The sequence below is a fragment of the Chryseobacterium lactis genome (genome assembly GCF_003815875.1).
In the GTDB taxonomy this organism is placed as follows: Bacteria; Bacteroidota; Bacteroidia; order Flavobacteriales; family Weeksellaceae; genus Chryseobacterium; species Chryseobacterium lactis.
In genome coordinates this window covers 5364243-5384366 of the sequence record NZ_CP033924.1, presented here as the reverse complement: position 1 = coordinate 5384366, position 20124 = coordinate 5364243, and the positions used below count along the sequence as shown (strand labels likewise).

17 protein-coding genes are annotated in these 20124 nt (G+C 35.5%); 11 read left to right on the top strand and 6 right to left on the bottom strand.

Annotated elements, in window-relative coordinates; genetic code table 11:
• The first annotated feature begins 11 nt into the window (after positions 1 to 11).
• The 3 genes from EG342_RS24015 to EG342_RS24005 are packed head-to-tail and all read left to right on the top strand — an operon-like array spanning position 12 to position 1796.
• Positions 12 to 923 (top strand): DnaJ C-terminal domain-containing protein, encoded by a 912-nt coding sequence (locus tag EG342_RS24015; protein ID WP_103293184.1) that lies wholly within the window; start codon positions 12 to 14, stop codon positions 921 to 923.
• Positions 924 to 926: 3 nt separating this feature from the next.
• Positions 927 to 1229: a chaperone modulator CbpM gene (locus tag EG342_RS24010; protein ID WP_103293183.1), complete on the top strand. Its 303-nt coding sequence runs from the start codon at positions 927 to 929 to the stop codon at positions 1227 to 1229.
• A 36-nt stretch (positions 1230 to 1265) separates the two neighbouring features.
• Entirely contained in the window at positions 1266 to 1796 is a 531-nt protein-coding gene (locus EG342_RS24005) for a YcxB family protein (protein WP_103293182.1), read from the top strand.
• 75 nt (positions 1797 to 1871) lie between these two features.
• Here EG342_RS24005 and EG342_RS24000 read toward each other — a convergent pair whose 3' ends face one another.
• Together EG342_RS24000 and EG342_RS23995 are read right to left on the bottom strand one after the other, a co-directional pair.
• Entirely contained in the window at positions 1872 to 2855 is a 984-nt protein-coding gene (locus EG342_RS24000) for a PLP-dependent cysteine synthase family protein (protein ID WP_103293181.1), read from the bottom strand.
• Positions 2856 to 2977: 122 nt separating this feature from the next.
• Positions 2978 to 4207: an ABC transporter permease gene (locus tag EG342_RS23995; RefSeq protein ID WP_103293180.1), complete on the bottom strand. Its 1230-nt coding sequence runs from the start codon at positions 4205 to 4207 to the stop codon at positions 2978 to 2980.
• 4 nt (positions 4208 to 4211) lie between these two features.
• Here EG342_RS23995 and EG342_RS23990 point away from each other — a divergent pair, with 4 nt between their 5' ends.
• On the top strand, positions 4212 to 5408 hold the full coding sequence (locus EG342_RS23990) for an exo-beta-N-acetylmuramidase NamZ family protein (RefSeq protein ID WP_103293279.1): 1197 nt from the start codon (positions 4212 to 4214) through the stop codon (positions 5406 to 5408).
• Here EG342_RS23990 and EG342_RS23985 read toward each other — a convergent pair whose 3' ends face one another.
• Genes EG342_RS23985 through EG342_RS23975 form a run of 3 tightly spaced genes read right to left on the bottom strand, consistent with a single transcriptional unit; the run spans position 5409 to position 7432 of the window.
• Positions 5409 to 5615, bottom strand: coding sequence for a hypothetical protein (locus EG342_RS23985; RefSeq protein ID WP_103293179.1), 207 nt, complete (start codon positions 5613 to 5615; stop codon positions 5409 to 5411).
• A 4-nt stretch (positions 5616 to 5619) separates the two neighbouring features.
• The gene (locus EG342_RS23980) at positions 5620 to 6249 is read right to left on the bottom strand and encodes a DUF3575 domain-containing protein (protein WP_103293178.1); all 630 of its coding nucleotides are present in this window, start codon (positions 6247 to 6249) and stop codon (positions 5620 to 5622) included.
• Between the two features lie 7 nt (positions 6250 to 6256).
• Entirely contained in the window at positions 6257 to 7432 is a 1176-nt protein-coding gene (locus tag EG342_RS23975; protein WP_103293177.1) for a thioredoxin family protein, read from the bottom strand.
• Positions 7433 to 7768: 336 nt separating this feature from the next.
• On the opposite strand from EG342_RS23975, the gene EG342_RS23970 reads away from it, so the two are divergent.
• The 5 genes from EG342_RS23970 to EG342_RS23950 all read left to right on the top strand — a co-directional run bounded on the left by EG342_RS23970 (position 7769) and on the right by EG342_RS23950 (position 17506).
• On the top strand, positions 7769 to 9298 hold the full coding sequence (locus tag EG342_RS23970) for a histidine kinase (protein WP_246008693.1): 1530 nt from the start codon (positions 7769 to 7771) through the stop codon (positions 9296 to 9298).
• A gap of 112 nt (positions 9299 to 9410) precedes the next feature.
• Positions 9411 to 11996, top strand: a complete 2586-nt coding sequence (locus EG342_RS23965) for a zinc-dependent metalloprotease (RefSeq protein ID WP_103293175.1) — start codon at positions 9411 to 9413, stop codon at positions 11994 to 11996.
• 6 nt (positions 11997 to 12002) lie between these two features.
• Positions 12003 to 15335 carry a SusC/RagA family TonB-linked outer membrane protein gene (locus EG342_RS23960; protein ID WP_103293174.1) on the top strand — a complete coding sequence of 1111 codons (3333 nt, stop codon included), beginning with the start codon at positions 12003 to 12005 and terminating at the stop codon, positions 15333 to 15335.
• A gap of 12 nt (positions 15336 to 15347) precedes the next feature.
• Positions 15348 to 16667, top strand: a complete 1320-nt coding sequence (locus EG342_RS23955) for a RagB/SusD family nutrient uptake outer membrane protein (RefSeq protein WP_103293173.1) — start codon at positions 15348 to 15350, stop codon at positions 16665 to 16667.
• Between the two features lie 74 nt (positions 16668 to 16741).
• The gene (locus EG342_RS23950) at positions 16742 to 17506 is read left to right on the top strand and encodes a LytR/AlgR family response regulator transcription factor (RefSeq protein WP_103293172.1); all 765 of its coding nucleotides are present in this window, start codon (positions 16742 to 16744) and stop codon (positions 17504 to 17506) included.
• A gap of 7 nt (positions 17507 to 17513) precedes the next feature.
• On the opposite strand, the gene EG342_RS23945 is transcribed toward EG342_RS23950, so the two are convergent.
• Complete coding sequence (locus EG342_RS23945) at positions 17514 to 19130, bottom strand: helix-turn-helix domain-containing protein (RefSeq protein WP_164465229.1); 1617 nt, start codon at positions 19128 to 19130, stop codon at positions 17514 to 17516.
• A 345-nt stretch (positions 19131 to 19475) separates the two neighbouring features.
• Here EG342_RS23945 and EG342_RS23940 point away from each other — a divergent pair, with 345 nt between their 5' ends.
• Together EG342_RS23940 and EG342_RS25310 are read left to right on the top strand one after the other, a co-directional pair.
• On the top strand, positions 19476 to 19691 hold the full coding sequence (locus EG342_RS23940) for a hypothetical protein (protein ID WP_123868172.1): 216 nt from the start codon (positions 19476 to 19478) through the stop codon (positions 19689 to 19691).
• A 228-nt stretch (positions 19692 to 19919) separates the two neighbouring features.
• On the top strand, positions 19920 to 20063 hold the full coding sequence (locus EG342_RS25310) for a hypothetical protein (protein ID WP_164465228.1): 144 nt from the start codon (positions 19920 to 19922) through the stop codon (positions 20061 to 20063).
• Positions 20064 to 20124 lie beyond the last annotated feature (61 nt).

Sequence of the window (20124 nt, the reverse complement as noted above, 5' to 3'; positions counted from 1 at the left end):
ATATCGTTTCTATGGCTTATATAGATTACTATAAAATTTTAGGCGTAGATAAAAGCGCTACCCAGGATGATATTAAGAAAGCCTACCGAAAACAGGCCAGAAAATTGCATCCTGATCTTAACCCAGATGATAAAGAAGCTGAAAAAAAGTTTAAAGAACTGAATGAAGCTAATGAAGTCCTTAGTAATGCTGAAAACCGGGCAAAGTACGACAAGTATGGTGAAAACTGGAAACATGGTGAGGAGTATGAAAAAGCTCAACAGCAGCAACAAAGGCAATATCAACAGCAAAACTATGGCGGTAGTTATTCCGGAGCTGATTTTGGAGAAGGGGAAGATTTTTCCGATTTCTTCCAAGATATGTTCGGTGGAGGCGGTGGTTTTGGAAAAAGTTCCAGAGGAAGAGCTTCCGGTAAGTTCAAAGGACAGGATGTAAAAGCTGAATTGAATCTGAATTTGAGAGATGCCGCCCAAACACACCCGCAAACCTTTGAAATAAATGGGAAAAAAGTAAGAATCACAATTCCGGCAGGGGTTTATGACGGTCAGCAGATCAAACTGAAAGGACATGGGAATCCGGGCGTAAACGGAGGCCCGAACGGAGATTTGTACATCACGTTCAATATTCCTGTGGATCCGGATTTTGAAAGAATTGGTGATGATCTGAAAACGAAAGTAATTATTGATCTCTATACAGCAGTTCTGGGAGGAGATGTAAAAGTGAATACTTTGAACGGAAGTGTAAATCTTAAGGTAAAACCGGAAACTCAAAATGGAGTTACTGTAAGGTTAAAAGGGAAAGGTTTTCCTGTCTATAAAAAAGATGGAGAACATGGTGATCTCTTTGTAACCTATGAAGTGAAACTGCCAACCAATCTTACTGAAAAGCAGAAAGAAATTTTTGAACAACTAAAAAATTCCTAAGCTATGAGTGAAAGAATATCACGGGAAGAACTCGTAAAAATATACAACATTGAAATTACTTTTTTTGATGAGCTTGTAGATTATGGTTTATTACAGATTCAGATAGAGAATAATATTCACTATTTGGGGTATGAAGATTTACCGGAACTTGAAAAATTTGCTAACTGGCATTATGATCTTGAAATCAACCTTCCTGGCTTGGAAGTTATCCATAATATGCTTAAAAAACTGGAAGCTTTAAACCAAAGAAATAGAGAGCTGATGAACAAACTTTCGGCGATAAGTGAGCAATATGAAGATATTTAGTTTAGCTTTGTAGCTTTTTAAAGCAAACTACTAATTATGAATGAGGAGAAGGTCATTATATTGAAACCTGACAGGAAGAGTTTTGAAGATATCTATTTTAATGGAAATCAGGGAAGTTTACTTTTTTCCCCGACAACAAGAAGTAAAACAATAACAACCATTGCTGCAGCTCTTATTTTACTGATTGTATTTCTTTTGAAAGATAGTTTTAGTAAAGAAAGCCATGGGATTTTATACTTTTTGAGTTTCATATTCCTGCTGTGTGCAGTTTTTCTGTCTGTAAGCGTTAATAAAGTTTCAAGATGGAAGAAGCAGGTAAATCATTATCTGAATGTGCTCGACCGCTGCAAGATTTACGAGATCAGATGGGATCAGAACTTTTTCACAGTGAATATTGACGGCGAAAAAGAAACCAGTGAATGGAAAGATTTTTCTTTTTTTGACAGCAATAATGAGTTTATCGCGCTGGAAGGAAAATACAGTTATATGTTTCCAAAGAAATCAATGAGTGAGAAGGAATATAATCTCCTCAAAACTATATTAAAAAATAATATTGATAAGCAATAAACAAAAATCAGAGCCAACGGCTCTGATTTTTGTTTTATAATGATTAAAAAGTAAATTTATTTCTTACTCTTTCGCTTATTCTAGCCACCCCATTTCTTTCATCCACTCGTCGTTGTAGATTTTTCCTACATATCTCGAACCATGGTCATGAAGTAATACAACGATGACATCATCTTTAGTAAACTGATCTTTCATCTGAATCAAAGAAGCAATGGCACTACCTGCAGAATATCCACAGAAAATCCCCTCTTCCTTAGCCAGCTTTCTTGCGTAGATCGCACCATCTTTATCTGTCACTTTTTCGAAATGATCAATAACTGCCATATCATAGTTTTCAGGAATGATGTCTTCTCCGATTCCTTCTGTAATATAAGTGTAGGCGTGGTCATAGTGCAATTCTCCGGTTTCATGGAATTCTTTAAGAATAGAACCGTAAGTATCAACTCCGATAACCTTAATATCCTTATTTTTTTCCTTGAAGAAAGTTCCACATCCTGTAATGGTACCTCCCGTTCCTGCTCCTACAACGAAGTGAGTCAGTTTCCCTTCTGTTTGTTCCCAGATTTCAGGAGCTGTAGACTCATAGTGAGCGGCTCTGTTGGATAAGTTGTCATATTGATTAACATACCAACCGTTTTCGGTCTCTTTAGCCAGTCTTTTGGATACTGAATAATAAGAACGAGGATCCGTAGGTTTTACATCGGTAGGGCAAACAATAACTTCTGCTCCTACAGCACGAAGAATATCGCATTTTTCTTTTGATTGTTTGGAATTGGTTACAAAAATACATTTGTAGCCTTTGATGATCGCAGCAAGTGCCAATCCCATTCCTGTATTTCCGGAAGTTCCTTCGATAATGGTTCCTCCAGGTTTTAATCTGCCGTCTTTTTCAGCGTCTTCTATCATTTTAAGAGCCATTCTGTCCTTTACAGAGTTTCCGGGATTGAAGGTCTCTACTTTTGCTAAAACTAATGCCGGGAAATCTTCACCTAATACTTTGTTAAGTTTTACCAACGGTGTATTTCCTATAGTTTCAAGAATATTTTTTGCGTATTTCATAAATGTTTTATAAGCGGTGCAAAGATAAGGCTTTTAAAATTATTCCGACTGTGGATAACATGTTGATAAGTTGTGAATAACACTGCTGCCAATAGAAAAAAATTACCTTTCAATGATCAATTCTAATTATACTTGATAGCCTTAACCGGAGAAATCTTACTAATCAGATAGCTTGGAATAATCAAAGCGAATCCGGATATAATCAGAATTCCTACAGAAATAGAAATAATGGCAACCGGATTAAGGTCTACCGGAACGGTACTCACATAATAATTTTCAGGATTAAGCTTTATGATTCCAAAGAATTTTTGAATTAAAATAAGTCCAAGTCCAATAGCATTTCCATATAAAAGTCCCGGAATCATAATGATCAGGGTATAATTGATGAAAGTAGCTCTTATCTGTGCATTACTAGCTCCTAAAGTCTTCAGCAAACCAATAGAATTTGTTCTCTCAATAATAAGAATCAACAGAACCATAATGATGTTGATAACGACTACAATTAGCATGATGATGATAATCAATGCAATATTGGTGTCAAAAATACTGATCCAGTCTGTAATTTGTGGGAACTTTTCAGTAGCTTTTTCTGCATAATTTTTATAACCGATCAGTTTTTCAATTTCAGGAAAATCCTTGTCAATATCATTTACATTTTTCAGGAAAATATCAACTCCACCTATTTCATCAGGTTTCATATCCTGAATTTTTCTTGCATGATTAATTCCCCCGATTACAAATTGTTCATCGATCAGTTTAATATCCGTCTTATAGATTCCGACAATTCTGAACTTACGATAAAGAGGTTTCTGATCAGCTTTTAAGAAAACGGTGACAATGCTGTCATTTAATTTAAGGTGAAGGTCATTGGCTATTTTTTGCGAAATCGTCACATCATTATTAAAGCCTATTTCAGTCACTTTTGGTGTGGTCCCGGCAATAAGAAATTTCTTAAATCTCAAACTGTCAAAATCTTTCCCTATTCCCTTGAAGATAATGCCGGCAAAATTGTGCTCATTACGCATGATTCCGGTGACGGTAACGTATTTTTGCACGCTTTCTACATCCGGAAGTTCTTTTATTTTAGAAATATTGAGTCCCTGATTGTCAAGTATGGATGTGTTGTAAGAGGAATTGGAACGGGTAGATCTCACCGTAACATGTCCGCTGAAATCTGCCAGTCTTTCTTTAATAGCTTTTTTGGAGCCGAAACCGGTTGCTACTGTAATTAAGGATACAATAATTCCCAACGCTACAGAAAGCCTGCCAATGAAGATGATAACCCTTGAAAGGTTATTTTTGTTATCTTTGGAAAACGCTATTTTTCTAGAGAAATATAAAGGAAACTTCAAGCTTATGAATTTAGATTTCAAAATTAAAAATTTACTTCTGATTTGCCTAATTTTTTTAGGAGTATTCAATCAATATTATTCTCAAACTCAAGTTCAACCGGATTTCAAAACCGGCGCGGATCAACCTGAAGTGTATCTGCCGTTGTTAAAAAATAAAACAATCGGAATTGTAACCAATCAAACAGGATTGATGAATGACAGAACCCATTTGGTAGACTTTTTAGTAAAAAATAATATAAAGATCAAAGCTATTTTTGCTCCGGAGCATGGTTTCAGAGGAGATGCAGATGCAGGCGCAAAAGTGAAAAATGGAGTAGATGTTAAAACCGGAATCCCCATTGTTTCTTTATATGGAAATAATAAAAAACCAAAACCGGAACAGTTAAAAGATATTGATATCGTTGTTTTTGATATTCAGGATGTTGGAGTGCGATTCTATACTTATATTTCTACTTTAACCTACCTTATGGAAGCTGGTGCTGAAAATAATGTTGAGGTAATGGTGCTGGATCGCCCGAATCCACATGATGGATATACCGACGGACCGGTTTTAAAAAAGAAATGGGCAAGTTTTGTGGGAATGCATGAAGTTCCTGTGGTTTATGGGCTGACAATTGGTGAATACGGAAAAATGGTAAATGGTGAAAAGTGGCTTAAAAATGGCGTTCAGGCAAAATATACGGTGGTTCCTATGAAGAATTATCATAAAAAACAACGCTATCAGATTTTAGATAAACCTTCTCCAAATTTACCTAATGATAAAGCAATTAACTTATATCCGAGCTTATGTTTTTTTGAAGGGACTCAGGTTTCTGTAGGAAGAGGTACAGAGTTGCCTTTTCAGATTTACGGTTCTCCCTGGACGGAAAAATTACCTTACCAGTTTACTCCAAAGCCTAGCTATGGAGCAAAAGATCCTTTCCTGAATGGCAAATTGTGCTACGGTGAAAATCTTTCCGATTATCCGAAAGATTTAAGGGAATTGAATCTGGAATGGGTGATCAAAGCCTATAAAAATTATAAAAATCCTCAATTGGATTTCTTTTTGAAAAACTTATGGTTTGATACTCTTTCCGGAACTGATGAATTCAGAAAGCAAATTATTGCAGGAAAATCAATTCCGGAGATTAAAGCTTCATGGAAAAAAGATCTGGAAGGTTTTGAAAAAATCAGAACCAGGTATGTAATGTACAAAGATTAGTTAATCAAAATTCTGGGGCGGGTTTTTATCATTCTTGCCCCTGTTCAATATAAAAAGACCCAGCGTTAAACCGACAACTCCTGCAAAAGCTGTTAGCAATGCCCTTTGTAGTTTATCAGGCAGATCATTCCCGATATAATTCATTAAAAAAAGGATCACAAAAGTGATCACTGAAATGATAATATGATTTTTTCCGAATGGTTTCATTATATTATTTTAATTTGTAAGAGATCATGATACCGCCTCTGTAAGGGATGATTTCCCCGCTTTTATTAAGTTTGTCTGCTCCATCATAACGAAGTCCTGTTGTACGGTCATAACCTTTATAAAAGCCTTGTGATGTTCCAATTGTGGCATACACATCAAGATTCAAACGATCGGACAGTTGAAATTGGTATCCTCCTGTAGCACCAAGCATTACTGAATATCCCTTTTGATATAGATTGGAACTTAAGAGAATATCTCCATTGTCCGTCACAGTAAGATTGTTATTATTCCAATAATTCCATTTTTGTGCATTGTAAGCAGCAAATGCAATATTAGCCCCAACGTACCAGTGCTTGAAAGCCTCTTTGAAATAATACCTTCCTTCAATGGATGCAGAATAAAATTGCATTTCGTGTCCTGCAAAAGATTTCCATGGGGAAATAAAAACATCTCCCTGGATCGTATATTTGGGACTGATTTGTTTTTCTACTCCTGCATTTAAAATCCCGATCGGAATAAACAGAGCATTACCTTTTATATATAAGCTTTTATCCTGTCCCTGTCCATTTTCCTGAGCATTGATAGTTCCAACTGATAAGAAGGCTAAAACTGCTGTTACTAATTTAAAATTCATCAATGTATTATTTTATTTGCTTTAATAATTCTTCTGCCAGTTTAGAATCGCTGTTGGCTTGTACAGCCATATTTTTCGACATTTCTGCATAGCTCTTAGCCATTTCTTTATTGCCAGTCAGGTAATAAAGCTTTGCAAGAATATAGGTATTTTCGGAGGTTTCTCCTCTCATGACAGATTTTTCTGCCCATTCTGTAGCTTTCTTTAAAGAGGAGACTGTCTTTACATGATCAGCGAATACCCATGCAGCTCTTAAAAGTTCATTAGGCTCAAAACTATCCGAATTTTTATAGTAGTCTAATGCAGCTTTTTCGTATTCCGGAAAATTAGCATTTTGCTCGTAGAAGGCAAGTTTTGTCTGGTTGAGCTTCGTCATAGCGGCTTGTTTTCCTACCAAAGGTTCAGCGGCCTTCATAAAGGAGTCTTCGTTGATTCTTTTGTTTTTATCATCAATAGACTGTTCTACTATTTTTGATAATTTAATCTGAGCATCAAATTCGTTGTAAGTTTCTTCCGGGAGGAATTTAATAATTTCGGCTTTCCTGGAAGTAAAGGTAGAATAATTGCCATCTTCAGTTGATTTTAAGAAGTACAACAGGAAACCAACTTCCTCTTTTGAAAGTTCCTCTGTTTTCTTTTTATTTTCAAAATATCTTTCAGAAGCTTTTTTCGCAAAGTTATAATCCGTTTCTGAATTCAACTTCATTACATTGATCAGGAATTCAGGATTCTTTTCTCCATTGGCAAATCGTTCCTTCAGGGATCCTTTTTTATTACCCGGAGCGTTGATGTCCTGGGCCATTGCCACAAAAAGACTTTCCTCCATATAACCGGTGTTTCTTGACACAAGCTCGCCTTCACCATTCAGGAAAAGATAGGTAGGGTAGGAGCGAACTCCAAATTTGGAAGCGATTTCTCTCCCTTCTCCCTTTTCCATATCAAATCTTGCATTGATAAAGTTGGTATTGAAATACTCTCCGACGGATTTTTGAGTGAACACATTTTTTTCCATCATTTTGCAGGGGCCACACCATGAAGCATAAGCATCAATAAAAACCAACTTTTTTTCCTTTTTGGCTTTTGCAATAATGTCTTTGTATGGTAGTTCCTGAAACTGAATTGCTTCCTGAGCAGAAATAATGACAGCACAAAAAATAGATATCCCGGAGATGATCTTCTTCATTTCAAATACGATTTGTAGGCGAAGATAATTAATTTTCAAAATATAAAAAGCTGATTATGCTGTTAAAGCATGTATATTAACTAATTTTAAGACTTACTGCTTCCTTTATTATTCCTTCAAAATCAAAAAAAATCATTGTTATTTTAATTCACTTTATGGTCCTGGAATCTTTGTTATATCTTTGCAAACGAATAATTTATCTGTAGAAGAAAGAATATTAAAAGAAGCTCTTTTGTAAGTGTTGCTGAATTTTTCTTTAAGGAAAATAAGAATGTAGAAGAATTGAATATTAATTTTAAACACGCCTTATCCCAAAAATCTGTTTACATAACCGCTTTGTCTGCCTGCTTCATTGCTGTGGCAGCATTTGCCGTTTTAAGTCTGTTAATTGCCGAAGACAGTCGTAAAAATACCGATGATTTTGCCAAGAAAACTTTCTTTCGCAAATATGAATCGGTAGAGCATGAATTTCGGAATATTGAAGAATATCAGTATTTGCTTCGGGCACTGATCCAAAAAGACGGCCTTAAGAATTATAAGGAATATTCTTCTGTTTTAAATGACTTAAATAAAAAACGAAATCTGTTACCTTACAGCTGGTACCAATACGAAAACAGTAGTTCCGGAAAGACTGAAAGTAATAATCCATTATCGGATATTTTTGAAAATAAGAAAAATCCGGAACAGTCAATTGTTATCAAAAATAATGGTCCCGGACATTTCAAAGATCTTTTAGTTACCAGAAAAGACAGTATGTATTGGGTGAGTTACGATTCTCTCGTACTTCCCGATAAAAACCGATTGTATTATGGGTCTACCGTAAGTCTTGACGATCTGCATCAATACTTTATCAATGTAGATAAAAGTTCAAATACCTACGCTTACGTTTTTACAAAAGAAGGAATTTGTATCACCCATCCTGAAAAAAAATATATTGGGAAGAATATTTATGATTTTACAGATATACAGCCAAAGGATACGTTATGTAGGACTGCTGAATCCGGATATACTAAAAGTACAGCCATCTCAGAATATCTGGGAGTTGAGGTAACCCGCTTTATAAAACCTTTAAAGACCGATAATTTTGATGGATATACAGTGGTAAACCATGTTAATTTCATTATTGATGAAAATATCAACAAGATAAAGACCTATACCATTTACATTTTCCTGGCAGCCCTGTTTCTTATTGTAACCGTTTTTATTTTATTTCAGAGAGCAACTGCTATTGCTTACAAAGAGAAAGAAAAAGTACAGTCGGAAAAGAATATGCTTCTGATTGAGAATGAAAAGATGCATAAAGCAGAAGTGATCAATCAGTTACAGCAGCTTAAAAACAACATCAATCCTCACTTTCTTTTTAACTCTCTGAACTCTCTTTATATGCTGATCGGAATTAATAAAGAGAATGCTCAGAAGTTTACCATGAATCTTTCCAAGATTTATCGGTATCTCATCGTGCCTCCTAAAGAGAATATTGTTCCCGTTTCTCAGGAAATTAAGTTTATAAAGCAGTATATGGATCTTTTGAAAAGCAGATTTGATGAAGAAATGACATTTAATCTCATCATTAAGGATGAAAAAAGTCTGGAAAAGAGAATTCCTTACCTATCACTTCAGGTAGTCACGGAAAATGCTATAAAGCATAATATTGCCACAATAGATCAACCTTTGGAGATTATTATTACCGTTGAGGAGCATGGGATTACGGTAAAAAATACATGGCAACCTAAAACGGAAGCCGTACAGGGAGAGAAATTCGGAATTGATTATTTGAATCAAATTTATGAATATTTTAGGATTAATTCTCTTAATATTTCTGTTGATGGTGAATATTTCATATGTTTTTTACCATTAATGGAGTAAAATTAAAAATCCATTCACTCCCGAAAATGAGCCTCTCACTCCCTAATGCACCCCATATAATTCACTATACCTATAGCTTTGCTAGCTGAAACTAAGATATTTACTATTTGGAATGAATCGGACTATTTTAATGAAGAATTACAGACTGGCACTGTATTTAGGACTTGCTATGGCTTCACCAATGGCACTGGCACAGAAGAAAGATACAGTAAAGGTCAATAAAGACAAAACTGATAAAACAGAAACTTCATCATCAAAGAAGGCAAAAAAAATAGAAGACCTGATCAAGAAAGGGACTTATAAAAAAGGGCTTTTTAATACTATTCAGGTAAAAACGGATGTTTACTTTGAAATTCCGGACAGTTTAATGGGACGCCAGTTTTTGGTGGTTAATAAGCTGTCTCAGGTTCCTATGCAGGTTAACGAGGCAGGCCTGAACAAAGGAATGAATTATGAAAATAAGATCATCACTTTTCACCGTGATAATGTAGCCAGAAAAGTTTGGGTAAAAACTTCGGACGTAAAAGTATCCTCACCTAAGAATGATGCCATTACAAAATCTGTAAAAGATAACTTTTCGGAATCTGTCATTGAAGTTTTTGATATTGAAGCACAAAACAGTGATTCCACTTCTGTGGCTATTAAAGTCAATAAAGTCTTTGATGGAAATCAGAAAAGTTTTAATGATGTACTGGCTAATGTTGGATTGGGTGGGTCGGTAAAATCGAGTCTTTCTTATATTGAAGGAGTAAAGACATTTCCTAAAAACCTTGTCGTGAAATCTCAGCTGACAACCTCTGTAAATGAAGGAGGAGTTGATCTGCCGGTAACTTTAGGAGTTACTACCAATCTTGTACTGCTTTCCAGGAACCCTATGAAACCAAGAATCTCCGATTCAAGAGTAGGATTTTTCACAGAAAAGCATTGGGCTTTCAACGACCGCCAGCAGAAGATGGATGAAAAATTCTTCATCACCCGTTGGAACCTTGAACCTAAAGACGAAGATAGAGAAAAGTACCTGAGGGGAGAATTAGTAGAACCGAAAAAACAGATCGTTTATTATATTGATCCTTCAACACCTAAACAATGGCGTGAAAAGATCATTGCCGGAGTTTACGACTGGCAGGCTGCTTTTGAACAGGCAGGTTTTAAAAATGCAGTAATTGCAAAAATGCCTGATGAAAAAGATGAAGATTTTGATATCGATGATGTAAGATATTCAGTGATTACCTATGCAGCTTCACCTAAAGCAAATGCGATGGGGCCTTCAGTAGTGGATCCGCGAAGTGGTGAAATTATCGAATCTGATATCATCTGGTGGCACAATGTTATGACTTCACTTCAGGAATGGATGAGAATTCAAACCGGACCCATAGATCCGAAATCCAGAGGTAATAAATTTAGTGATGAACATATGGGTGAGGCTATTCGTTTTGTGTCGTCTCATGAAGTAGGGCATACGTTCGGATTGAAACATAATATGGGAGCTTCTTTTGCATTTCCTGTAGAGTCGCTTCGTTCCAAAGAATTTACCGATAAAATGGGCGGTACTGCCCCTTCTATTATGGATTATGCCCGTTACAATTACGTGGCTCAGCCGGAAGACGGAGTAACGGCTATTACTCCGAAAATAGGAGTGTATGATAAATATGCTATTGAATGGGGCTATCGTTGGTATCCGGATGAAATGTCTGAGAAAAAAGCATTGAGAAATTTAATAGAAAAACATCAGGACGACCCCATGTATTTCTACGGAGAACAACAAAGCTACTTAGAAACAATCGATCCGCGTTCACAATCTGAAGACCTTGGAGATGATGCGATGAGGGCCAGTGAATACGGGTTGAAAAACTTAAAAACTGTTGTCAACAATCTGTTAAGCTGGACCTATGAAGATGGTAAAGATTATACCAATGCCGGAAAATTATATATGGGTGTTATCGGACAATGGGATTTGTATACCGGTCACGTAATGGCGAATGTGGGAGGAATTTACCTGAACAATACTGTTTTTGGCAGCAAGAAAAAAGCGTATGAAGCAGTACCGGCAGAGACTCAGAAAAGAGCAGTTGATTATCTTATTAAAAATGCAATCAGCCTTCCGGAATGGTTATTCTTTAATCCGATAACAGAAAAAACATACCCGGTTAAAAACTCGCCGATGGGGCCGTTTGAACAAACTCCATATACACTGGCAAGGGGAATGCAGTATGCCAATATTTACTCCCTGTTGATGGATGACCGATTATTGAGGCTGCTTGAAAATGAATTAAAACATCAGGTTTCAGGGTCTAAAGAAGAGATCTACACCGTTGAGAATCTATTTGATCAGGTAAGAGGATCTGTTTTCAATAAAAAAGGAAATCTTAATATTCTTGAAAAGATGGCTCAAAAGAATTATGTGGATGCATTGATTGTTTCAGTGAATAAACTATTCGAAAAAACAGCTGTTAAAGCCTTAAAGATCGACAATACCCTAAAGGTTCCAACGATTTGTAATTTCCATGAAGACGAACAGGGCCTGAGAAATATTAATTATTCATCCATGAAAAGAGTATCTGAAGTAACGACTTACAAAAGAGCGGAATTACAGAAGGTACTGGACTTACTATATAAAAGAGAATATAAAGGAGATGATGCCTCCAGGGCTCACTATGCAGACTTAATCATCCGTATTAAAGAGGCTTTAAATAAATAATCCGCTATGAAAAAAACTCTAATACTTTTACCTCTTTTGGCGGCGCAGGTTGCACTGGCCCAGGAAAAGAAAACCATTACCGGAAAAATTGAAGACGGAAACACTTCCGGTGTAATCACCGGAGCATCTATAAAAATAGAAACTCAGTCGGTTTCTACCAAAACAGAACTGGAAGGGATTATTGAAAGTGTATCTGTAGGTACCGTAACCGATAAAAACGGAAAATTTATCCTGGAAATTCCAGCAGACACCAAGTCTGTACTGGTAAGCTATCCCGGCTATGAATCCAGGGTTATTCAACTTAATGAAGGTCAGACCAATTATACCATAAGATTGGTTGCTGAGGTTTCAGATAAAAATAAAATACAGGAAGTTATCATTACCGGTTATCAGAAGATTGAGAAGCGTAAGCAGACTTCTGCTGTTGCAACCGTAAAGATGGATAATATCAATCAGGCTGGTGTTGCCAGTGTAGATCAGATGTTATCAGGGCAGATTGCAGGGGTAGCAGTTACTCCGGAAACAGGAGCTCCTGGAAGTCCGGCAAAAATCAGAATCAGAGGAACAGCTTCGCTTTCCGGTCCACAAGATCCGCTTTGGGTAATTGACGGATTACCATTGGAAGGGAATGATGTACCCAACTTTACTGATAAAGATAATATTGACCAGCTTCAGAACTTCTCCATTGCAGGATTAAACCCTAACGATATTGAAGATATTACCATCCTTAAAGATGCCGCAGCAACAGCAATCTACGGAGCAAGAGCTGCAAACGGGGTCATTTCCATTACAACTAAAAAAGGAAAAAAAGGAAGCCTGAAATTAAATTTCTCTGCTGATACCTTTGTGACAACCCGTCCTGATTTTGATAAACTTAATCTGATGAACGCTTCTGAAAAGGTTGATCTTGAATTGATGCTTGCCAAGCGTGCAGATTTGACGTATCGTGCTGATAAAGGGGAAATAATGAGAATTTTAACGCAAAACGGCCAGTTGGATGCTTTCAGAAGTGGAGGGTTGGATGCCTTGAATTCCATGACTCGTCAGCAGATTAACGGTCTGAGAAATAATAATACAGACTGGGGAAAATTATTGTATAGAAACGCCATCAACAAACAATACGGACTGAGTATTTCGGGAGGTAGTGACCGTTCGGATTATTACTTCTCGTTAGGATACTATGATGAGGAAGGAACCACAATCGGTACCGGTTTTAAGCGTTATAACCTGACTTTAAAAAACAATTATAAATTAAGCGATAAGTTAAATGCAGGAATCTCTATTTTCGGTACACAAAGCGAGCGCGAATCGTTTGTGACAGATGCTGATGCATCAATCAATCCCATGAATTATTCAAGAAATGTGAATCCTTATCTGACTCCTTTCAATCCGGACGGAAGTTACAGGTATGATAGAGATATGGATGGTTTTGATGATCGTTATATTCCTTTTAACTTCCTGGAAGAAAGAGAAAATACAAGCTATACTCTGAAGAACAATTCACTGAAAGCAATATTTGATTTAGAATATAAGGTTTCAAAAAGTTTGAGGTTTACGTCTCAATTAGGCATTCAGTATGATGCTAATAAAACAGAGAAATATGCCGCTGAAAATACATACTTCACCAGAAAGATGAGAGAAAATACCCGTTATTATAAGGATGGCGGATACCACTACTTCCTTCCTGCGGGTGCAGTAAAGCAAAACTGGAATAATGATTTCTTTCAATACAACTGGAAATTGCAAGGAATGTACAGTACAAAGATCAATTCAGTACATGAAATTGATTTGATGGCAGGAACTGAGATGCGTAAAACAGAAGATAATACTACAGTGACCAGAGCATTCGGGTATGATCCTACCACAAGAAGAGGTACCGCAATTGTCTTTCCGAATTCAACTTTTGGATCGGATAAAAGATATGAAACCTATCGTGAGATGCCTCCGATTGAGAATGCCTATGCTTCCATGTTTGCTACTGCTTCTTATACCTATGATCAGAAATATACTTTCTTTGGAAGTGTGAGGTATGACGGTACAAATTTATTCGGGGTTAATAAAAAATATAAATACCTGCCGATATGGGCCGTTTCAGGTTCATGGTTGGTGACGAAGGAGAATTTTATGAAAAATATTTCTGCTGTTTCTAACCTTAGATTAAGAGCATCTTATGGTCTTCAGGGAAATATCGACCGTAATACATCACCGTTCTTTATTGGAGAATATAGTGATACAACGATTCTTCCGGGATCAAAGGAAAATATTATCAATGTTATCAGTCCTCCGAATGATAAGCTGCGTTGGGAAAAAACAACCAATGTTAACTTTGGACTTGATCTGGGCTTGTTCCAAAATCGTATCAACCTTACCGCAGATGTTTACAGCAGAAAAGGGACTGATATGATCAGTATGAAAGAAACTCCGCTTGAAACCGGATTTGAATATACGATGATGAACTGGGGAAGCTTAACGAACAAAGGTTTTGAATTGGCTCTTTCTACCAGAAATATCAATAAAGATAATTTCAAATGGACAACCACAATTAATTTCGCTCATAACAAGAGTAGAGTATTGAGCGAGCAAGCTCGTGACAATTCCATATTCCCTTCCAGAGAAGGTCTTCCGGTGAATGCTGTTTTTGCTTTAAAAACTGCCGGAATGGATGAGCAGGGTAATCCTATGTTTTGGAAAGGAAATGAAAAGATATCAGCAGTAGAGTTCTTTAAGTTGTATGATGTATATGCAGATTTTCTTCCGGGACAGCTTGTAGATACAAAACTTTCAAATGCTGAACTGAGAAATATGTTTACTTATATCGGAGACAGAGATCCGAAGTTTACAGGAGGGATCATCAATACTTTTAAAGTACACAATTTTGACTTGACGATTTCTGCAACTGTCAATCTTAAGCAGACGGTAATGAGAACCCCTTCATACCGCGGAATGGAGCTTGATAGAGGAAGAAACTACACAAGAGAGATCTATGAAGCAGGATCTTCGCTTCCCGGGATTACGAGTCCTGATATGGATGCCAATCCTGACGGTTGGATGGCCAATAAATGGTTTGCCGGAAACCGCTCCAATGTATACAGCTTGCTGGATGTATGGGCAAAAGAGATCAGCTATGTGAGGATCAGCAGTATCCGTTTAGGATATACACTTCCTAAAGAACTTACAAGCCCCATGGGAATCAGCAGCTTGAGACTAAGCATCGAAGGACGTAACCTTTTCGTATTCAGTAATGGCTATAAAGGATATTTTGATCCGGAAACTTATGGTAATATTTATGTACAGCCCATAGCCAAGTCGATAACTGTAGGATTTAATGTTTCCTTTTAAAACTTGAAAACAATGAGAAAAATTACAACATTTATAGCAATTGCAGCAATAAGCTTTATCAGTGTAGGATGTGACAGGTTTTTAGATATTCAGCCTGAAGGGAAAATTATCCCTACGACTGCTGAGGATTATCGTAAAGTACTTACATCTGCCTATTCAAAATATCCCGTTCACAAGTCTTTAACAGCCCTTCGTACAGATGAGGTGAATATTGATGAAAACGGAATGGATTTTATTTCCTATCGTGAAATTGCCATGTGGAAGGATTCCAATAACGATCCGTCATCTACAGAATTTCCATGGGTAGGTTTTTATTCCGTGAACTTTTATCTGAATCAAATCATTAATGAGGGGAGTAAGACGATGAAGGATTCTTCGGAAAAAAATCAGATTCTTGCGGAAGCCTACGCGCTTCGTGCCTATCTGTATTTTGATATGGTAAATCTGTATGGGATTCCCTACAATAGTGCAACAGCTTCTACAGACAAAGGAGTTCCCATCAGTCTGGAAATTGATATTGAACAAGTATTGAAGCCATCTTCGGTACAGGAAGTGTATAACCAGGTGCATGCTGATATCCGGAAAGCAGAAGAGCTTATGGTAGAGCAAAAGCAGGTGGCAGGTGTCAATTATAGATTCTCAAAAACTGCATTAATGGCTTTTCAGGCTAGAACGGCTCTTTATGAAGGAGACTGGAATAAAGCGGTAAGCTATGCTGATCAGGTGCTGGCTGTAAAAAGTGATTTGGTTAATTTAAATACTACGAATACGGTACCTAATCATTTTGCATCACCGGAATCTATCATGGCTTTGGATAATACATGGGATAATTCTATAAAAAACCTTTGTTTTGTATCTTCGGACTTGTTGGCAGCCTATAATACTACTGCAGACAAAAGATTTGGAATTTATTTTGAAAAGAACGGTAGCAAATATAAAGTTATTAAGGGCGGAAGTTCAGATTTCAGAGTGTCTTTCCGAACAGCAGAACAATATTTTATAAAATCTGAAGCATTATTAAAGTTGAATAAGCTTGATGAGGCTAAAGAAACGCTTTTAAAGGTATTAAAAAACAGGTATACTCCGGATGGATATGCTTCTGTACAGAATACCATTTCCTCCATGGATGCAGGAGCATTCCTGAATTTCATAATGGATGAGAGATACAGAGAATTTGCGTTGGAAGGACAGCGTTGGTTCGATTTAAGGAGAGCAAACCAGAAAAAAATAAGCCATTTAATTAGTGGTAAGGAATATATTCTTCAACAAAATGATGTACGATATACGATTGAATATCCGATGAGTGCAAAGAGAAATAATCCTAATTTATAACACTTCATATTAACAACCCCTGAAACCGCTTGAACTTAATCGTTCTGGCGGTTTTTTTGTACTTTTGTAATGTTATGAAAATTGCCATTATAGAAGATGAATTGCTGGCTGTTAATTATCTGAAAAATCTTTTGGATAAACAACATATCATTCCTGTTACCGAAACAGTTATTCTTCGATCAAAAAAACAGGCAATAGACTTCTTCGAAAACAATTCTGCAGATCTCATTTTTATGGATATTCATTTAGGTGATGGGATGAGCCTCGAAATTTTTGAACATGTGGAAGTTTTTACTCCCATTATCTTTATCACGGCATTTGATGAATATGCGATGAGGGTGTTCAGGCATTTTACGATAGATTATCTTCTCAAGCCTTTTGAAGAAGAGGATTTGCATAAAGCATTACAGAAATTCATTTCAATACGCAATAATTTTGATCCCGAACCCTTATTGAAATCTATGTCAACCTTACAACAGGGAAATAACCATGAAGTGATGAAGCGTTTTATGGTAAGAGAGGGAAATAAGCTGAAGTCAATAGACGAAAATAATACGGCTTATTTTTTTGCATCCGGTAAATATCTTTTTCTAACGACTTTGGATCATCAGACCTATATTTATGATGATACCATTAAGGATATTATTCAAAAGTTAAACCCGGAGGTTTTCTTCAAAGTAAACCGGAAATTTATCATTAATAAAGAAGCAATTACTGAAATTATCAAACATTCCAGCCAGAAAGTAGAGCTCAAGCTTTCTCCGGATCCGGAAGTGAATACTGAAGTATTTATCAGCAAGACACAGATTTCAGAATGCCTGATTTGGTTGAATAAATAATTTTAATCTAGCTTTCTTTATTGAGTTGATTGAGAAAATAGGTAGGTGGAATATTATATTTTTCCTGAAAATTTTTTGTAAAAGTTTGAGTAGTATTATAACCTGCATTTTCTGCTGTTTTTTGTATACTGATGTATCTTGTTTTAGGTTTGTTTTTCCATTGAGAAACGATGTGATCCAGCCTTAATTCATTAAGATATTCATTGAAACTTTTTTTCTTATAGAAATTGATAATTCTGGATAGATAAACTGTATTCGTTCCACAAAGTTTAGACATACTGGCAAGGGAGATGTTTTTTTTGAGATACTGTTTATCTTTTTCAAAAGAAGATAATGTTTTAAGCACATTTTCAACAATTAAAGGATTTATTCCTAATTGGTCATCAATTATTGCATCATCATTAGTCTGTTCGAACATTTCATTTTGAACTGGAATGTCTTCATCCTGTATTTCAAAATATCTTTCATTCAATATTTTAGAATATTTTCTTCTGTTATAATATTTGGTAAGCAAAAATGTTAAAAATAAAATCACTAGAAATCCGAAGCCAATAAGTGTAAAATAAAAAAACCTTTCCCACTTAATTTTATTTTCAAGTATTTCTTTTTCCTCGTGTAACTTTTTTGTATCATATTCTTTGTTTAACGTAGAATTCAGATACTTATAATCTTTTTCATACGCTTTATCCAGTATAAGAAGTGTATTGATGTACTCGAGCTGCTTTTCACTGTCATTATTTTCTGAATAATGTCGAATGAGAATTTCAAAGGCCGGCCGGAATTTAGGATCTAATTTTCCAGTTTCTTTATATTCCTGATCGAATAATAAAAAATAGGGGAGTGCTTCTTCCTTTTTTCCCAATTTCCAAAGTGACATTCCCAGATAAAACTTGTCAGTAAGATGTTTCCATGAATCATTATATAATTGAATGGCTTTGTGAATTTTTACTACAGCTTGATCATATTTATGCTGATAATAAAGATCAGTTCCCTGTGAAGAAATAAAATAAGCATAATATTCTTTGAAATCCGGATTCTTTTTTATAAAGTCGATGCCTTCCTGTATAAGGCTTGTATTAGCATTAAAATTTGATAAATGACTATTTGTTTCTATCAGAGCAATTAAAGAATAAAGATAATAATAGGCATAATGGGTATCTTCAATTTTTTCATGATGTAATCTGAAAAAGGAAACACAGTCCGTTAATAATTCATGTGCATCCTGATATAATCCCAGATACGATTTGGTTTGAGCTATTTGATATTCAGCATTATGAATTAAATAAGGATTTTTATTTTTTTTAATATAATCGTATCCTTTAATAAAAGCATCCAATGCTTTAGGGTAATTTTCATTATTAGTATAAGACATTCCCAGAGACAAATAGCTGTCACCGATTATATTATTATCGTTGATTTTCTTTGCAATAATTAATATGCTGTCTCCATATAATATCTGTTCCTTGCCTCTCTTATTAAAACTTGCCAGAACATAACCTCTTCTCGTCTTTTCAGGGTTGGTTTCTTTTTTAGCCTTTCGGATGAAATTATTGATGTATTTCCACTGTTCATCAGGTTTATTTTCTAAATTTTGAATAGTCAGTTCCAGTTCGGAATAACTCATAGTACCGACTTGCTTTTGATTATATCGTGAAGAAAATAGAGAAAAAAATCCTCCAAAAAGAAATAAAATAAGAAAAATATACTTTAAATTATTCATTTTTAGCTATAAAACAATATAAAAATAAATAAATTTTTCTTCTATTGGTGAAAAAAACTTAAATAATTTAAAAACAGGATATTATATGTTTATGATTTATGAAAAGAAAGATCTTTTTTATTAAAATATAATTCTTATTTGTATATATATAATTCTTTTTTCACAAGATAGTGATGAAACTGATTTTAGATTTTGTCAGTTTCATTTTACCTCTATACATTTCCAAACAGAAAACAAAAACTGATTTTTATGAAAACGCTCAATTTTTATTTTGTGCTCGTTTTGCTTTTGATTGTAATGAATTCAAACAGAAATGATAGTGAGTTTGATACGGTTGATTCGATTGCCAGTAATTCCGAAAAAGTACAAATAAAGAAAATAGGAAGCAGCAGCCTTCAAGCATTTACAAGTACTGAAAGTGACATTATCACTGAGGACCCTAAGAACATTCCCCCCAGAAAATAAATCAGTCATCATCCTATTCTTAGGAATGAGGTGTAATAATTAACCTTTGCCGGTCATCAGTTAGCTAAAAAATAAATAATAGATTTTATCAAATAAAGTAGTTTGTAGAGTACTATGCAAATGAAACATTTTGTAAATATCCCTTGCAAGGAAAGTGTGAAAAAGTCGAAAGAATTATACACTTCAAAAACTATGATTCTAAACATCTTATTACTAAAATTAATTAAAATGAAAAATTCAAAATTACAAAACCTGCTGACTAAAATTTCAGCGGATGTGACCACGTTAAAAGAAGGAGAATTATCTTCAATCAAAGGAGGAACAGCACCACTGAATCTGGTATGTAATTCCGGATGTCTGGCAAAAGCATAACATCGGAAGTGGAATAACTTCTAACAGACCGACTGTGTTTAATGTCTTTAAACTATGAACA

Excerpts from the sequence above, each read along its gene's own strand:
- EG342_RS24015 (WP_103293184.1), top strand. The coding sequence starts at position 12 with ATGGCTTATATAGATTACTATAAAATTTTAGGCGTAGATAAAAGCGCT.
- EG342_RS24010 (WP_103293183.1), top strand. The coding sequence starts at position 927 with ATGAGTGAAAGAATATCACGGGAAGAACTCGTAAAAATATACAACATT.
- EG342_RS24005 (WP_103293182.1), top strand. The coding sequence starts at position 1,266 with ATGAATGAGGAGAAGGTCATTATATTGAAACCTGACAGGAAGAGTTTT.
- EG342_RS24000 (WP_103293181.1), bottom strand. The coding sequence starts at position 2,855 with ATGAAATACGCAAAAAATATTCTTGAAACTATAGGAAATACACCGTTG.
- EG342_RS23990 (WP_103293279.1), top strand. The coding sequence starts at position 4,212 with ATGAATTTAGATTTCAAAATTAAAAATTTACTTCTGATTTGCCTAATT.
- EG342_RS23985 (WP_103293179.1), bottom strand. The coding sequence starts at position 5,615 with ATGAAACCATTCGGAAAAAATCATATTATCATTTCAGTGATCACTTTT.
- EG342_RS23980 (WP_103293178.1), bottom strand. The coding sequence starts at position 6,249 with ATGAATTTTAAATTAGTAACAGCAGTTTTAGCCTTCTTATCAGTTGGA.
- EG342_RS23975 (WP_103293177.1), bottom strand. The coding sequence starts at position 7,432 with ATGAAGAAGATCATCTCCGGGATATCTATTTTTTGTGCTGTCATTATT.
- EG342_RS23965 (WP_103293175.1), top strand. The coding sequence starts at position 9,411 with ATGAATCGGACTATTTTAATGAAGAATTACAGACTGGCACTGTATTTA.
- EG342_RS23960 (WP_103293174.1), top strand. The coding sequence starts at position 12,003 with ATGAAAAAAACTCTAATACTTTTACCTCTTTTGGCGGCGCAGGTTGCA.
- EG342_RS23955 (WP_103293173.1), top strand. The coding sequence starts at position 15,348 with ATGAGAAAAATTACAACATTTATAGCAATTGCAGCAATAAGCTTTATC.
- EG342_RS23950 (WP_103293172.1), top strand. The coding sequence starts at position 16,742 with ATGAAAATTGCCATTATAGAAGATGAATTGCTGGCTGTTAATTATCTG.
- EG342_RS23945 (WP_164465229.1), bottom strand. The coding sequence starts at position 19,130 with ATGAGTTATTCCGAACTGGAACTGACTATTCAAAATTTAGAAAATAAA.
- EG342_RS23940 (WP_123868172.1), top strand. The coding sequence starts at position 19,476 with ATGAAAACGCTCAATTTTTATTTTGTGCTCGTTTTGCTTTTGATTGTA.
- EG342_RS25310 (WP_164465228.1), top strand. The coding sequence starts at position 19,920 with ATGAAAAATTCAAAATTACAAAACCTGCTGACTAAAATTTCAGCGGAT.